Genomic DNA, 15478 nt, shown 5'->3' on the forward strand with positions numbered 1-15478 from the left:
TTACTCGGACAATAAGCCATCATGCCACATCAGGCAGAGGAGAATCCATGAAAAGGGCAACGAAATTCCTGTTCGCGGCGGCGGTCGCCACCTTGTTCGCGGGCACCGCGACGGCACAAACCGCACCCGCCAACACCGCCGACACGGTCGAGGTGCATGCCGACCGGGCAGGTCCGGTCTATAACCGCCGCCTGTTCGGCCAGTTCGCGGAGCATCTGGGCACCGGCATCTATGGCGGCATCTGGGTCGGCAAGGGCAGCAAGATCCCCAACATCAACGGCTATCGCCGCGACGTGCTCGACGCGCTGAAGGCGATCCGGGTGCCGGTGATCCGCTGGCCGGGCGGCTGCTATGCCGATGAATATCACTGGCGCGAAGGCGTCGGCCCGCAGGCCAAGCGCCTGACCAAGGTCAACACCAACTGGGGCGGTGTGACCGAGGACAACAGCTTCGGCACGCATGAATTCATGAATTACAGCGAGCTGGTCGGTGCCGAGGCCTATGTCTCGGGCAATGTCGGCTCGGCCGCGCCGTCCGAAATGGCCGAGTGGGTCGAATATATGACCTTCCCGTCCAAATCGACCTACGCCGAGGAGCGCCGCAAGAACGGTCGCGACAAGCCCTGGAAGCTGGCCATGTTCGGCATCGGCAACGAGCTGTGGGGCTGCGGCGGCAATATGCGTCCCGAATATGCTGCCGACGTGACGCGCCGCTACTCGACCTTCCTGAAGGTCCCGGCGGGCGAAAAGCTGATGAAGATCGCCAGCGGCGCGAACAGCGACGATTACAACTGGACCGAGGTGATGATGCGCGACGCGGGCGGCGCGTTCGACGGCATCGGCGTCCATTACTACACCATTCCGGGCAACTGGGATAAGAAGGGCGCGGCCACCGGCTTCGACGAGGAAAGCTGGGCGCGCACCCTGTCCAAGACGCTGAAGATGGACGAACTGCTGACCCGCCACTCGGCGATCATGGACAAGTATGACCCGAACAAGCGGGTCGCGCTGCTCGTCGACGAATGGGGCACCTGGTATGATGTCGAACCCGGCACCAATCCGGGCTTCCTGTACCAGCAGAACAGCCTGCGTGACGCGATGGTGACGAGCCTGAACCTCGACATCTTCGCCCGCCACGCCGACCGCGTGCGCGGCGCCAATATCGCGCAGATGGTCAATGTGCTCCAGGCGATGATGCTCACCGATGGCGCACGCATGGTGAAGACCCCGACTTATTGGGTGTTCGACCTGTACAAGGACTATCAGGACGCCACCGTCCTGCCGGTCGATGTCCAGTCACGCTGGTACAACAAGAACCAGTGGGTGATGAAGGCGGTCAGCGCCTCGGCGGTGCGCGACAAGGCGGGCGTGGTCCATGTTGGCCTGACCAATGTCGATCCCAACCAGCCCGCGACCGTGAGCGTGAAGCTGGACGGCGTGACCGCGGGCCAGGTGTCGGGCCGTATCCTGACCGGCGCGACGATGGATGCGCACAACAGCTTCGACTCGCCCAACCAGGTCGCGCCGCAGCCGTTCAACGGTGCGACGCTGTCGGGTGGCATGCTGACCGTGCAGATCCCAGCCAAGTCGGTCGTCATGCTGGACCTGCGCTGATGAAGGCCCGCGCCGGAGCGCTGCTCGCCGCCGTCCTTCTTACCGGGGCGGCGGGGTCCGCTGCGCCCCGGCGCGATGTTTCGTGGAACAGTCCGGGGGCGGGCAACCCCCTGCTTCCGGGCTATTTCGCCGACCCCTCCATCGTGCGCGATGGGGGGCGTTGGTATATCTTCGCCACGATCGATCCGTGGGGCGATGACCGCCTGGGCCTGTGGACCTCGGACAATGGCCGCGACTGGACCTTCTCGCAGCCCGCCTGGCCGACCAAGCAGGCGGCGACCAGCCCGACCTCGGGCGATGCCAAGGTCTGGGCGCCCTCGGTGGTCAAGGCGGCGAACGGCCGCTGGTATATGTATGTCTCGGTCGGCAGCGAGGTGTGGGTCGGCTCCGCGCCGTCACCGGCGGGGCCCTGGGCCGATGCCAATGGCGGCAAGCCGCTGATCGCGCGCGATTTCGCGCCGAAATATCACATGATCGACGCCGAGGCGTTCGTCGACACCGACGGCCAGGCCTATCTCTATTGGGGATCGGGACTGAACTGGGTCAACGGACATTGCTTCGTCGTGAAGCTGAAGCCCGACATGGTTCATTTCGACGGCGAACCCAGGGACGTGACCCCGGCCAATTATTTCGAAGGCCCCTTCATGGTGAAGGAAAAGGGGCGCTATCTGCTGATGTACAGCGACGGCAACACGACCAAGGACACCTACAAGGTCCGCTATGCGGTCGGCACCTCGCCGATGGGTCCGTTTACCGAAGCGGCGAACAGTCCCGTGCTCGAAACCGATGCGGCCAAGCAGATCATCAGCCCCGGCCACCACGCGGTCTTCGCCGACAAGGGGCGGTCCTACATCCTCTATCACCGCCAGGCCTTGCCCTTCGTGATGGGCGCCGAGCGGGTGTTGCGACAGGTATCGGTTGATCCGCTGACGGTGCGCGCCGATGGGACGCTGGACAAGGTTCATCCCAGCCACGATCCGATGATCCCGGCCTTTGCCGCGCATCGCAAGCGCGGGCTGCACTGGACGGGCAGGGGGGCGGATGCGCTGGCGGCGGACGATAATTATGCGACCGCATGGCGACCCGGGGCGGGTCAGCCGCCGGTGCTGACCGCCGATCTGGGCGCGGTGCGGGAGGTGCGCGAAAGCTTGATCCGCCCGGCCTTCGTGATCCAGCCACAGGATCTGCGGATCGAGGCATCGCAGGATGGCAAGAGCTGGCGCGAGGTGGCGGCGGAGAAGGGGGTGAGCGGCTCGCCGATCACGTTGCGCCATCCGGGCAAGGCGCGTTTCCTGCGGATGACGGTGGCGGCGAAGGAGCCCGCGATCCTGGAATGGTCGATCTTCTGACCTGAAGCACCTCCCGCAGATGGGAGGGGGCTTTTCCTGGGCCATGCCCTCCCGTCCCACACCTCTCCCCTCCCGCAAGCGGGAGGGGCCGGGGGAGGGCTTGGGTCTCCTGCGCTGCGTTCGAAGCCTGACACCACCCAACGGAATCAAATAATGGCCGTGAGGAGACGGAAACCCGCCGTGTTCCCTCCCCCATCCCCTCCCGCCTGCGGGAGGGGCGTGCCTGTATGTTTCCCCTCCATCGTTCAGCCTGAGCGGAGTCGAAGGCCAAGGGCAGAGCGTTCCCCAAACACCACAACAACCGTAACATAGGGCGTGCTAGGACAGACCCGCATGGCGCCCCCGGCGGTCATGAGGGACGGCGAGGAACGGCATGGCGACACACGCATCGAACCCGATCGAAGGCCCCCTCACGCCCTTCCTCTCGCGCTGGACGGCCCCCGATGGCTGGGTCCACCGCCGCTACGACCGCGCGCGCGAGCCGGGTACGGCGCGGCGGGGGCGGTTGCTGTTTCAGACCGGCCGCGCCGACATGATCGAGAAATATGGCGATGCGATCGACCAGTTCCGGGCGCTGGGCTGGGATGTCACGGCCTTCGACTGGCGCGGGCAGGGCGGGTCGGGGCGACTGACGCCGGACGGCACCGGCCATATCGACCGGCTCGACCAGCTGGGCGAGGATCTGGCCGCCTTTTACACCGAATGGGTGCGGCCGGGTGAGGGGCCGCATGTCGTGCTGGGCCATTCGATGGGCGGGTTCGCGACCCTGTCGGCGCTGGCCTCGGGCGGGATCGCACCCGATGCGGCGGTGCTGGTCGCGCCGATGCTGGCGCTGCGCTCGCCGGTCGGACAATGGGCGGGTGCGCGGTTCGCCCGTTGGCAGGTCGGCCGGAGCGATCCGATGCGCCCCGCCTGGCGACGGCTGGAGACGCCAGGCGCCGCGACCGCGCGGCAGAAACGGCTGACCCACGACCTGACCCGCTTTGCGGACCAGCAGGCCTTTCGAGAGGCGCAGCCCGAACTGTGCCTGGGTTCGCCCAGCTGGCATTGGGTGGCGGAGGCCTTTCGCGCGACGGCGGCGCTTCGCGACAATCCGGCGCTGTCGCGGATCGAGACGCCGGTGCTGATGCTGGTCGCGCTCGCCGATCGGCTGGTCGATGCCCGCGCGGCGGCGCGGGTGGCGCACCGCTTGCCGCAGGGCGAGCTGGTCGCCTTTGGTCGCGGCTGCGCGCATGAGATTCTGCGGGAGGCCGATCCGATCCGCGCCAACGCCTTTGCCGCGATCACCGCGTTTCTCGACCGGCGCGTGGCCGTTACTTCATCCCGCAGCGCACCGACCCGCCACCCGTGACCCGGCATTTGGGCGTGCCCGCCACCGTCACCTTGCCCAGCCCGCCATTGGCGACCGCCGCCGTATAGCGTGCCCGCGCGGCGATCTCGCCGGGGCCGTCGAGCGTGACGGTCAGGTCGCCCGCCTCCACCCCATCGGCGGCGATGGCGGCGGGGCCGATGGCGGCCAGTCGCGCCTTACCGACCCGGCCGCCATCGATGCTGAGCCTGGCGGGGCCGAGCAGCGTCGCGGCCAGCCGATCGCCATCGACCCAACCGACCCGAACCTCGCTGGTGCCCGTCACCGATATGGCGAGCGCGCTGCCCTTCAGCGCCTGCACCGTCACCTGCGCGCCGCCGATGACCGTGACGCCGGACAGCGGCGGTGCGGCGATGGTCAGGGTCACCGGGGCATTGTCTCCACCGCCCGCGCGCCGCACGACCAGCGTACTGCCCATCACCTGCGCCTCGACCCCGCGCAGGGCCTTGTCATCGCCGGACAGCATCGCGCGTGGCGATGGCGCGGTGGTGAGGGTAACGCGGAACGGCCCCTCGACCCGCAACGTGTCGAAACTGCTCAGATCGACACGGCGCTCGGCGGCCGAAGCGGATACGGCCACCAGCAGGGACAAGAGGACGGCGAAAGCGGTGCGGATCGGCATTGCCGTCATCCTCGCACCGCCCCGTCGGCGTCGCAAGCGACCTGCGTTACTGGATACGACCGCACCGTGCCTTGCCCGAGCCTGCCTTGCGCACCGTGCAGACCGAATTCGGCCCCAGATCGGCATCGCCCGATCCGCTCAGCGAGACCTTGGCCGGGCCATCGACCTGAACCGCGACACGGCCCGATCCGGCGATGCCGACATCGGCGCGTTTGGCATGGAGGCCGTTCGCTAGCACATTGCCCGACCCGGCAATCCCGATCTTCAACGTGTCGACCGCGCCGCTGGCATTCACCGAGCCGGAGCCAGCCACGCCCAGCTCGGCCTGCCCGACCCGCATCGCACCGATCGTCAGATTGCCCGACCCGGCGATCCCGCCCTTGAAGCTGTTGCCCTCGACCCGGTCGATGCGCATGCTGCCCGATCCGGCCACGCCCGCCTCGCTCAGGCGCGGCAGCGTGACCAGGACACGGACATTGCGGCGACTGCCCCAGTGCACGCCCTTCTTCATGCCGATCCGTAGCGTATCGCCATCGCGTGCGATGCGCAGCTGGTCGAGATCGGCCGCCGGACCCTCCGCCCTTATCGCAAAATCGCCGCCGACCCGGATATCGACCGGATCACTGCCGTCGCTGGACACGGCGGTAAAGCCACGCGTCGCATAGCTGCGCGCGTTGCCCGATCCCTGGGCCGCGATGTCCTGCCCCCTGGCTTCGCTCTCGAACGAGCAGGCGGCGGTGGGTAGGGCGAGCACGATCAGGCCGAGGAGCGTGGGAAGCGTGACGGACTTGGGCATGAGCGACCTCCTGTGTATTGATAGTATAATACACATGCGCGAAGACATCACGCAAATGAAAAGGGGCGGCCCCGGATGGGACCGCCCCTTGTTCGTATCGGCAAAGACCGACCGCAGGTCAGGCGGCGGGCTTTTCCTTATTGTAGATGGCGGCGGCAGCGCGCAGGATTTCCAGGATCTTTTCCTGGGCGCGCGGCTCGTCCACCTCTTCCATTGCGGCGAGTTCGCGGGCGAGGCGGCTGGTAGCGGCCTCGAAGATCTGCCGTTCGGAATAGCTCTGCTCGGGCTGGTCGTCGGCACGGAACAGGTCGCGGACCACTTCGGCGATCGACACCAGGTCACCCGAATTGATCTTGGCTTCATATTCCTGGGCGCGGCGCGACCACATGGTACGCTTGACCTTGGGCTTGCCCTTCAGCGTTTCCATCGCCTCGCGCATGGTCTTGTCCGAGGACAGCTTGCGCATGCCGACCGACTCGGCCTTGTTGGTGGGAACGCGGAGCGTCATGCGCTCCTTTTCGAACCGCAGCACATAGAGTTCGAGCTGCATCCCTGCGATTTCCTGCTTTTGCAGCTCGATAACGCGGCCCACGCCATGCTTGGGGTACACGACATAGTCACCGACGTCGAAGTGGAGCGCCTTGGCAGCCATTGGGGGCCTTTCCGGGTCAAAGGCCTTCGCGCGAGCGCCGGACGAGCGGAAATGGGTCCACTGTTCTCATCGGCCTCGGGAAGGAAGGGTCGAACACATCAAAGGCGGGCGGTCGCGAAAACAGCTATGCCCGTCGCGGAACCATATAGCATGGTCGCAACAAAATTACCAGCATCTGTGCAGGGTAGCGGAACCTTCGGGCGCCAGGATGGCCCACGCATCGCTATTCCCTCTTTCCTCCCCTGCAAGGGGAGGTGGCGCGCGTAGCGCGACGGAGGGGTATCCCGCTATCGAGAGGGGCGACACCCCTCCACCAGCTTCGCTGGTCCCCCTCCCCTTACAGGGGAGGAATGGTCGAGATCAGTCGCCCTTGCCGGGCGCGTCCCGGTCAGTCGCCCTTGCCGGGCGCGCCCCGGTCAGTCGCCCTTGCCGGGCTCCGGGCTGAAGAATTGTTCGTACTTGTTCTCGACGCCCTTCATCGCGTCGGCGTCGGGCGGCGTCTGGTCCAGCTTACGGGTGACGTTGGGCCACTGGGCGGAGAAGGTGTTGTTCAGCTCCAGCCACTGTTCCAGCCCGCTTTCGGTGTCGGGCAGGATCGCCTCGGCCGGGCATTCCGGCTCGCACACGCCGCAGTCGATGCACTCGGACGGGTTGATGACGAGCATGTTCTCGCCCTCATAGAAGCAGTCCACGGGACACACCTCGACACAGTCCATATACTTGCAGCGAATGCAGGCATCGGTGACGACGTAGGTCATGACAACTCCCAAGGTACGAACGCGTGCTGCTATGCCGCGTGTGGCGATCCGTCAACGCTTGAAGTCGGGGAAGTGACCAGATCGCAGTAACAGGCACGCCCCTCGGCGGGCGGACCGCGCCGGACGGGCAGCGATTCCACCCGCAGCACGCGGACGTCGCCATGATGGGCAAAGGTCAGGATGCTGCCGACCCGCACCGGCGCATGGGCGCGGTCGATCGCGCGGCCGTCCATGCGAAAATGTCCGTCGCACGCCATCGCCTGCGCCCGCTCCCGCGACTTGGCGATCCGCGCCCACCAGAGGAAACGGTCGAGCCGCATCGACTCAGGGGCGGGGGCGCGGGTGGTCATGAGAGGGGACGGTCCTTTCGGTGGGTAATGGAAGACGGGCGTAACTCCATTCCTCCCCAAGCCATGCTTGGGGAGGGGGACCATCCACAGGATGGTGGAGGGGCAGGGGCTTGGCGAGCAACTTCGTGGCCTGACGCGACCCGTGGGGCATTGCCCCTCCACCACCGCTTCGCGGCGGTCCCCCTCCCCATCGGAGATGGGGAGGAATGGAGGAATGGCATCAAGGCGTCCGTCCCCAGTCGGCGAGCGCGGCGAAGGCGTTGCCGGGGCTGGCCGTGACCCGCGGGGCGGGGCGGGCGGGGGGACGGCCGCGCCAGATCCAGCGATGGGGTTCTCCCTCTGCGCCTCGCAATCGGCGAAAGCCCAGATCGCCCATCAGCCGGTCGAGGGTCGCCGCCTCCAGCCCGATCGAGGTGGCGAGCGAGGCGTCGGGGGTAAACGGCCCGCGCCCCTCGCGCGCGTCATGCGCGGCGCGGGCGATGCGTTCGACCAGATCGATGCGCACCGCCTGCTCGCCCAACGGTCGATAGCCCGAGGCGACACCGCGACCGGGCTCGTCGCGGCGCAGGATGGTGGCACCCGGCCGGGCGAGGTCGAGCGTCTGGCCCCAGAGCGTCATCAGCGTACGCCGCCACGTCGCGGCGCCGGGCTTGAGCAGCCGTGGATCGAAGACATCGAGCGTGCCGATGGTGATGCCCAGCCCGCGCAGGCGTCGCCGCTCCTCGGGCGACAGTGCGTCGATCATCAGGCGAAGCGGCTGGCGCGGTGCGATGCCGCCCGCATCCTCCAGCGCCGCGGCGACGGCGCGGATCGCCGGGGACGCCTTGGCCTCGCGCGCCAGCCCCGCCAGCCGGACGAGCGCGGGCACCTGCCGGTCGAGCGACCGCGCCAACCAGCCCTCCAGCCGCGCCTTCACCTGCTCGCGCTGGATCGGTGCCAGGCAGTCGAGATCGCGTTCCAGCCGCAGCACCGGCCGCCCCAGCGACGGACCCGCGACCAGCCTGGCCACGCCATGCCCGTCCCAGACCAGTCGGTCCTCGACCAGCGCAAAGGCGTCATGCGCGGCGGCGATCAGTCCCTCGGCGCGGCGCGAACGCTCGGTGCCCAGCCGCTTTTCCGCCGCCGCCAGCAGCAGGCGCTTGTCATTGGCCCGCGCCCCGGCCTCGACAGTGAAGCGGAATCCCTCCAGCCGCCCGATCGGGTGGTCCTCGACCAGCACCTCGCCCTCCGGCCCGATGGTGACGGGCAGGGCGCCAGCATCGGCACCGATGCGGCGGATCAGCGCGGTGGTGCGCTTGTCGACGAAACGCTGGGTCAGGCTGGCATGCAGGCCGTCGGACAGCCGCTCCTCGATCTCGCGGGTGCGCTCGGCCCAGTGGCGGGGATCGGCCAGCCAGTCGGCGCGCTGGGCGATATAGGCCCAGCTGCGGATCGCGGAGAGACGGCCCGCCAACGTCTCGACATCGCCCGCCATATTGTCGAGCCGCGCGATCTCGTCGGCGAACCACTGGTGCGGCACATGGCCCAGCCCTTCGGACAGATGGCCGAACACCCGCGAGACGAAGCGGGCATGGGGGTCGATGCCCACTTTCCGGAAATCGGGAATGCCGCACGCCGCCCAGAGCCGCGCGACCATGGCGGGCCGCCGCACCCGGTCGCGGACCCAGGGTTCGTCGGCCAGCCGCTTGAGCACCTGCAGATCGGTGGCAAGCGGGGCCGCACGCAGCACGCCTGGGGCGGGCTTGCGCTCCAGGCTGGCGATCAGCGCGTCGATGCTCGACAGGTCGGGATCGCCCTCGCGCCAATAGAGATGGTCGAGCCGGGGGAAGCGATGCTCCTCGATCGCCAGAACTTCTTCGGGCAGGAACGAGTCCGGTCCTTCCTCGGCCAGCGCGCCGAAGGTCCCGTCACGGTGGTGTCGCCCGGCGCGCCCGGCGATCTGCGCCATCTCGGCGACGGTCAAGCGGCGGCGGCGACGCCCGTCGAACTTGTGGAGGCCCGCAAAGGCGACATGCGCCACGTCCATGTTCAGGCCCATGCCGATCGCATCGGTGGCGACCAGATAGTCGACCTCGCCCGCCTGGAACATCTCGACCTGCGCATTGCGGGTGCGCGGGGACAGCGCGCCCATCACCACCGCCGCGCCGCCGCGCAGACGGCGCAGCATTTCGGCCACCGCATAGACCTCCTCCGCCGAGAAGGCGACGATGGCGGAGCGTTTGGGCAAGCGGCTGATCTTCTTCGCGCCTGCATAGGTCAGGGTGGAGAAACGGGGCCGGGCGATGATCTCGGCATCCGGTACCAGCGCCCGGATCATGGGCTTGAGCGCCTCGGACCCCAGGATCATCGTCTCGTCGCGGCCGCGCCGGTGCAGCAACCGATCGGTAAAGACATGACCGCGCTCCAGATCGGCACCGAGCTGCGCCTCGTCCAGCGCGACGAAGGCGACGTCGCGGTCGGGCATGGACTCGGCGGTGCACAGGAACCAGCGCGCGTCGGGCGGCACGATCTTTTCCTCGCCCGTCACCAGCGCGACCTGGTTTGGCCCCTTCAGCGCCACGACCCGGTCATAGACCTCGCGGGCGAGCAGGCGGAGGGGGAAGCCGATGATGCCGCTGCTATGCGCGCACATCCGCTCGATCGCGAGGTGCGTCTTGCCGGTGTTGGTCGGCCCGAGAACGGCCGTCACGGCGCCCGATACGCGGCTTGTCATAGACCCTACATCGGGCTTCGCGGGCGCGGTTGCAACGGCATGGAGCAAGATCGCCGACGAACATCGACATTTGGCCCGGTTCGGCCACGTCTTGCCGCAGCATCGGGGCGGCGGGGCGCAGCGGCTTTGACTTTGCCCAGACCAACCGACACCGCAAAATCCAGTGCGCCGGGGGGAATCGGCGACGCGGCTCGACGATTTCACGGACACGCATTCCACTCATGTTTCTTGCCACCGACGAAGCCCTGATCCTGTCCGGCGGAACCGCCACGCGTCCGATCGGTCGCATGGCTCCGCTGCCCATGGGACGCCTTGCCCGGTGGCGTATCGCCGCCCGCGAGATCGATTGGGTGCCCGACCTGGGCACGCAGATCGGCAGCCGCAGCTGGTGGCGGGGGCTGACGACCTGTTCGGCGCTGTGTGCCGCGACCATCGCGATGGCGCCGGGCTTTCATCGTCCGATTGTCGGCCAGGCCCCCGTCCCGCTTACCGGCGAGGCGCGGAGCCATGAGCGGGCACAGGCCATCGCCCCCCTGGCGCGGGGTGCCGACAGCGGGCAGCGTCTGGCCGCCAACGAAATGGTCATGCATCTGGCCGAGGCGCCCGAGCGGCCGATGATGGAATTGTCCGCCACCATCGGCTCGGGCGACCGGCTCGACCGCGTGCTGCAACGCGCAGGCGTTTCCAAGGAGCAGGCGCGCGCCGCCGCCGCGCTGATCGAGCCCGTCACGGAGGGCGAGGCGATCCCGTCGGGCACCCGTATCGCGCTGACCCTGGGGCGGCGGCCGAGCCGGTCGGTCGCACGACCGCTGGAGACGATGAAGCTGCGCGCGCGCTTCGACCTGGCGGTCACGCTGACCCGCACGCCGCAAGGCTTCGAGATGACGCAGGCGCCGATCGCGATCGACCGGACGCCGCTGCGCCTGCAAGGGCTGGCGGGATCGAGCCTGTACCGATCGGTTCGCGCGGCGGGTGCCCCCGCCAAGGTGGTCGAGGCCTATATCAAGGCGCTGGCGTCGCGCATGTCGGTCGGCCGCGATGTGAAGCGTTCGGACAGTTTCGACCTCATCATCGAGCGCGAGCGGGCCGCGACTGGCGAGACCCGGCTCGGCCAGCTGCTGCTCGCCGGGCTCGACCATGGCGGTCGCAAGGTGCAGCTGGCGCGGCTGGCGGGCGACGACGACGGCGAGTGGTATGACGTCAACGGTCAGAGCGAGAAGCGCGGCGCGATGGGGATGCCGGTCGCCGGGCGCGTGACCTCGTCCTATGGCAAGCGGGTCCACCCGATCCTGGGGTTCATGCGGATGCACAAGGGCACCGATATCGGTGCGCCCTATGGCACGCCGATCCATGCGATGATGGACGGGGTGGTCAAGTTCGCGGGCCGGTCGGGCGGATATGGCAATTTCGTCAAGCTCGCGCATTCCGGCGGGATCGCCAGCGGTTATGGTCACATGAGCCGCTTCGCCGTCCGCTCGGGCGCGCATGTGAAACAGGGGCAGGTGATCGGTTATGTCGGCTCCACCGGCATGTCGACCGGGCCGCATCTGCATTGGGAAGTGTGGAAGAACGGCGCGGTGGTAAACCCGCGCACGCTCAAGCTGGCGAGCATGGCGGTGTTGTCGGGCGCAAAGCTGCGGACCTTCCGGCGCGAGGTGCAGGCACTGCTGGCGGTCAAGCCGGGGCGGTAATACGCCTCACGCTCCTCTGCCCCAACCTCCGTTCAGCCTGAGCGAAGTCAAAGGTCAAGGGATGACCTGGCCAAGGGCGGTACGTGCACTTCGACTTCGCTCAGTGCGAACGGAGGTTGGGGAGTTAGGGCCGGAAGGCGTTACTTTCCCGCCGCGCGCCAACGGCCGACCGTTTCGGCCAGCACCCGGTTGCCGCCCGACGGGTTCGCCCAGAGCGCGGTGATCGTCATGTCGCTCGACGCGGGCCGTTTTTCCTCGGGCAGGTTGTCGAAGCTCGCGCGCATCGGAAAGCTCACGCCCTCGCCGCACAATATCGCCTCGCGGTTGCGCAGCGCCGAGATGGTGTCGAGCAGCCCGCGCCCGCCTTCGGGCATCGCCGATCGCACCATGGCCTGATCGCGTTCGTTGTTCAGCCGCATGGCGATGATCGTGCCGCATTGCGACAATACGCCCTCGGCCAGGTCGGACGGGCGCTGGGTGACGAGGCCCAGCGAGACGCCATATTTGCGCCCTTCCTTGGCGATGCGCGACAGGATGCCGCCCACCGCCGAATCCTGTTCGGCCTGTGCAGGGATATAACGGTGCGCCTCCTCGCAGACCATCAGCACGGGGCGTCGCTCGGCGGGATGGGTCCAGATGGCATGGTCGAAGATCATCCGCGCCAGCACCGCGACGACGGCGCTCGTCACCTCGGACGGCACGCCCGATACGTCGATGATCGAGATCGGCCGCCCGTCACCCGGCATCCGCAGGATGCGCGCCAGGAAATCGGTCATCGTGTCCGCGACCAGCATGCCGGAGAACATGAAGGCATAGCGGGGATCGCCCTTGATCTCCTCGATCCGGGACTTGATCCGTTGATAGGGCGCGAGGTCGCCGACCCGGTCGAGCTTGCTCATCTCCTGGGCCAGCTGCGCGCTCAGGTCGGACAGAAGATAGGGGGTCGGCGTGTCGACGGTGACACGCGGCAGCTCGGCGGCGGCGCGGTTGCGCATCCGGGCGGCGAGCAGGCATTTGGCGAGCACGTCCATGTCGTTCTGGCGCTGCTCGCCGCTGGCGGAGAGCAGGATTTCGCAATGTTCGGCGAAATTCATCAGCCAATAGGGCATCCGCAGATTGCCGACGTCGTGGATGGTGCCGGTATCGCGAAAGGCATGGGCATATTCGCCATGCGGATCGATCATGACGATATGGCCCAGCGGCGCGCGTTCGCAGATGCGGTGCAGGATCATCGCGGTGGCGGTGGACTTGCCGGTGCCGGTCGACCCCAGGATCGCGAAGTGCCGCCCCAGCAAAGCATCGACCGCCAGCGTCGCGGGCACCGTGCGCGCCGGGTGGACGGTGCCGATCGTCACCGTCGCCTGCGCACGGTTGAGATGGATGCCCGCCAGCTCGGCATTGGTGATCGCATGGATCGTCGCGCCGGGCATGGGATAGGAGGTGACGCCGCGCCGAAAGCCGTAAAGCTCACCCGTTTCGGCCCCGCGCATGCCTTCGCCCATCAGGTCGATCTCGGTCGTCAGCGCGGCGGCGTCGCTGGCCGGGTCGAGCGCCAGCGAGCGGATGGTGCCGATGATCCAGCGGTCGCCGCGCTTGATCTTGACCGGCATCGCGACCTGTCCCGCCGCCGCCAGCACGGGATCGTCCGCCTCCGCCAACGCGGCCAGCGCCTGGCGGTCCAGCACGATCCGCCCCGACGATCCGGCAATGGCGAGCAGCCAGCCGATGACCGGCGTGTCGATGGGGGAAAGGTCCGGTAGCGAGGACATGGAGCGCGCCGTCATTGGGTAAGGGAGTGGACCGGACGCTAGGGCGATAACCTTAAGATTTTCCGATTCTTAAACCCGGCGCGCGATCCATCCGGCGGTCCAGCCGAGCAGGATCGAAAGCGCGACGGCGGTCAGGCCATAGGGGATGGCGGCGCGGTCGGCGGCGCGGGCGACGAAGCGCTCGAACCCCGATTTTCGGATGTCGATGTCGCGCACGGCGGCCGCCAGCACGCGGCCGTCACGGATCAGGAAGGTCTCGGCGGTGAAGCGCCCGACCGGCACGCGCGCCGGAATGGTGACGCGCGCGCGGTAGAGCACGTCGTCGGTGATCTCGACCGCGCGTGGCGCCTCGACATACAGGCCGCTGCGGCGGCGCTGGTCGACCAGCCCCTGCTGGAAGCGCGCCTGGACGTTCGCGGGCGCGGCGGAGGCGGGGGAGAGTTGCAGGCTGTCGAGACCCAGCTCGTAAATGGCGCGCGTGCGGTCGTCGACGATCCGTTCGATCGGCCGGGACGAGGCGATGGCGTAGAAGGACGGCGCCGACTGGTAGCGCAGCCGCCCGGCATTGACCCAGAGGCCTGCAATCTTCTCCTTCTCGCGGATCAGGATCGACTGGGTCGGCCCCTTGACCACGACGACGATGTCGGTCGCCTTGTCGTCCTGGGGCGGGCGGCCGCCGGGATAGAGGATCGCGCCGAACAACAGCAGTTCGGCGCCGGTGAAGCTGTAGGCGATCTGGATATCGCGCTGCGACACGTCGGGGACCAGCACCGGCTTGGCCTGTGCCATCAACAACGGCGAGAACAGCGCCAGAATGATGGCGGCGCGCTTCACTTGGCGCGTCACAGGGGCTGCACCGTGAAGATTTCCTCGGGCCGCCACACCAGCCCCAACAGGATGCGCAGGCCGACCAGCAGCACGATGACCGCCAGCGCCAGGCGAAGGTATTCGGGCTTGGCATTGGTGGCGAGCTTGGCGCCGACCTGCGCCCCCGTCACCGATCCGATCAGCAGCAGCCCGGCCAGCACGATATCGACCGCCTTGGTCGTCGTCGCATGGACCATGGTCGCGGCGGCAGTGACGAACAATGTCTGGAACAGCGAGGTGCCGAGCACGACGTTGGTCGCCATGCCCAGGATGTAGATCATCGCGGGCACCAGGATGAATCCGCCGCCCACGCCCAGCAGGATGGTCAGGATGCCGGTGAAGAAGCCCAGCATCAGCGGGGCGAGCGGCGAGATATACAGGCCCGAGGCGTAGAAGCGGGTGCGGAAGGGCAGTGCCGCAACCAGCGGATGATGCCGCCGCCGTGCCGCCTTTTGCGGGCGACCGCGCCGTTGCGCCAGGATCGCGCTGGCCGCTTCGCGCGCCATGACCGACCCGATCCACCCCAGCATCAGCACATAGACGATGGCGATGACCGTATCGATCTGTCCGCTCGCCTGGAGCAGACGGAAGATCCACGCACCCGCGAACGAGCCCACCACGCCGCCCGCGACCAGCACGCCGCCCATCTTCACGTCCACCCCGCCGCGCCGCCAGTGCGCCGAGACGCCCGAGACGCTCGCACCCGTCACCTGGCTGGCCGCGGAGGCGGCGGCGACGGTCGGCGGAATGCCATAGACGATGAGCAGCGGCGTGGTCAGGAACCCGCCGCCGACCCCGAACATCCCCGACAACAGGCCCACACCCGCCCCCAGCGCGATGATGACGAGCGCGTTGACCGACAGGTTGGCGATCGGAAGATACAGGTCCACGCCCGCGTTATAGACGCACGCGCCTTTCCGAACAGTGTC

General features: G+C 68.0%; 13 protein-coding genes. 4 read left to right on the forward strand and 9 right to left on the reverse strand.

Annotated features, from left to right (window positions below):
• The first annotated feature begins 47 nt into the window (after window positions 1-47).
• The 3 genes from AC1GI4_RS10765 to AC1GI4_RS10775 all read left to right on the forward strand — a co-directional run bounded on the left by AC1GI4_RS10765 (window position 48) and on the right by AC1GI4_RS10775 (window position 4313).
• Window positions 48-1613, forward strand: coding sequence for an alpha-N-arabinofuranosidase (locus AC1GI4_RS10765; protein WP_479629491.1), 1566 nt, complete (start codon window positions 48-50; stop codon window positions 1611-1613).
• On the forward strand, window positions 1613-2962 hold the full coding sequence (locus tag AC1GI4_RS10770) for a family 43 glycosylhydrolase (protein ID WP_479629492.1): 1350 nt from the start codon (window positions 1613-1615) through the stop codon (window positions 2960-2962). The genes AC1GI4_RS10765 and AC1GI4_RS10770 overlap by 1 nt, the downstream gene beginning before the upstream one ends.
• Before the next feature lie 373 nt (window positions 2963-3335).
• Window positions 3336-4313: an alpha/beta fold hydrolase gene (locus AC1GI4_RS10775; protein WP_479629493.1), complete on the forward strand. Its 978-nt coding sequence runs from the start codon at window positions 3336-3338 to the stop codon at window positions 4311-4313.
• On the opposite strand, the gene AC1GI4_RS10780 is transcribed toward AC1GI4_RS10775, so the two are convergent.
• The 6 genes from AC1GI4_RS10780 to AC1GI4_RS10805 form a co-directional block, all read right to left on the reverse strand.
• Window positions 4276-4953, reverse strand: a complete 678-nt coding sequence (locus tag AC1GI4_RS10780) for a GIN domain-containing protein (RefSeq protein ID WP_479629494.1) — start codon at window positions 4951-4953, stop codon at window positions 4276-4278. The two genes, AC1GI4_RS10775 and AC1GI4_RS10780, sit on opposite strands and share 38 nt — an antisense overlap.
• 46 nt (window positions 4954-4999) lie before the next feature.
• Window positions 5000-5749, reverse strand: a complete 750-nt coding sequence (locus tag AC1GI4_RS10785) for a head GIN domain-containing protein (protein WP_479629495.1) — start codon at window positions 5747-5749, stop codon at window positions 5000-5002.
• Window positions 5750-5867: 118 nt separating this feature from the next.
• A complete protein-coding gene (locus AC1GI4_RS10790) occupies window positions 5868-6401 on the reverse strand; it encodes a CarD family transcriptional regulator (RefSeq protein WP_042486954.1) in 534 nt (177 codons plus the stop codon).
• Window positions 6402-6817: 416 nt separating this feature from the next.
• Complete coding sequence (gene fdxA / locus AC1GI4_RS10795) at window positions 6818-7159, reverse strand: ferredoxin FdxA (protein ID WP_125959090.1); 342 nt, start codon at window positions 7157-7159, stop codon at window positions 6818-6820.
• A 29-nt stretch (window positions 7160-7188) separates the two neighbouring features.
• Window positions 7189-7509 carry a S4 domain-containing protein gene (locus AC1GI4_RS10800; RefSeq protein ID WP_479629496.1) on the reverse strand — a complete coding sequence of 107 codons (321 nt, stop codon included), beginning with the start codon at window positions 7507-7509 and terminating at the stop codon, window positions 7189-7191.
• A gap of 220 nt (window positions 7510-7729) precedes the next feature.
• Window positions 7730-10222, reverse strand: a complete 2493-nt coding sequence (locus AC1GI4_RS10805) for a helicase-related protein (protein WP_479629497.1) — start codon at window positions 10220-10222, stop codon at window positions 7730-7732.
• Window positions 10223-10443: 221 nt separating this feature from the next.
• On the opposite strand from AC1GI4_RS10805, the gene AC1GI4_RS10810 reads away from it, so the two are divergent.
• On the forward strand, window positions 10444-11913 hold the full coding sequence (locus AC1GI4_RS10810; RefSeq protein WP_479629498.1) for a M23 family metallopeptidase: 1470 nt from the start codon (window positions 10444-10446) through the stop codon (window positions 11911-11913).
• A gap of 140 nt (window positions 11914-12053) precedes the next feature.
• On the opposite strand, the gene AC1GI4_RS10815 is transcribed toward AC1GI4_RS10810, so the two are convergent.
• The 3 genes from AC1GI4_RS10815 to AC1GI4_RS10825 form a co-directional block, all read right to left on the reverse strand.
• On the reverse strand, window positions 12054-13682 hold the full coding sequence (locus tag AC1GI4_RS10815; protein ID WP_479629499.1) for an ATP-binding protein: 1629 nt from the start codon (window positions 13680-13682) through the stop codon (window positions 12054-12056).
• 69 nt (window positions 13683-13751) lie between these two features.
• Window positions 13752-14471, reverse strand: a complete 720-nt coding sequence (locus AC1GI4_RS10820; protein ID WP_294274609.1) for a TIGR02186 family protein — start codon at window positions 14469-14471, stop codon at window positions 13752-13754.
• Between the two features lie 53 nt (window positions 14472-14524).
• Window positions 14525-15439, reverse strand: coding sequence for a sulfite exporter TauE/SafE family protein (locus AC1GI4_RS10825; RefSeq protein ID WP_219018432.1), 915 nt, complete (start codon window positions 15437-15439; stop codon window positions 14525-14527).
• Between the last annotated feature and the right edge of the window lie 39 nt (window positions 15440-15478).

The sequence above is a fragment of the Sphingomonas sp. 77B genome, from assembly GCF_056497825.1.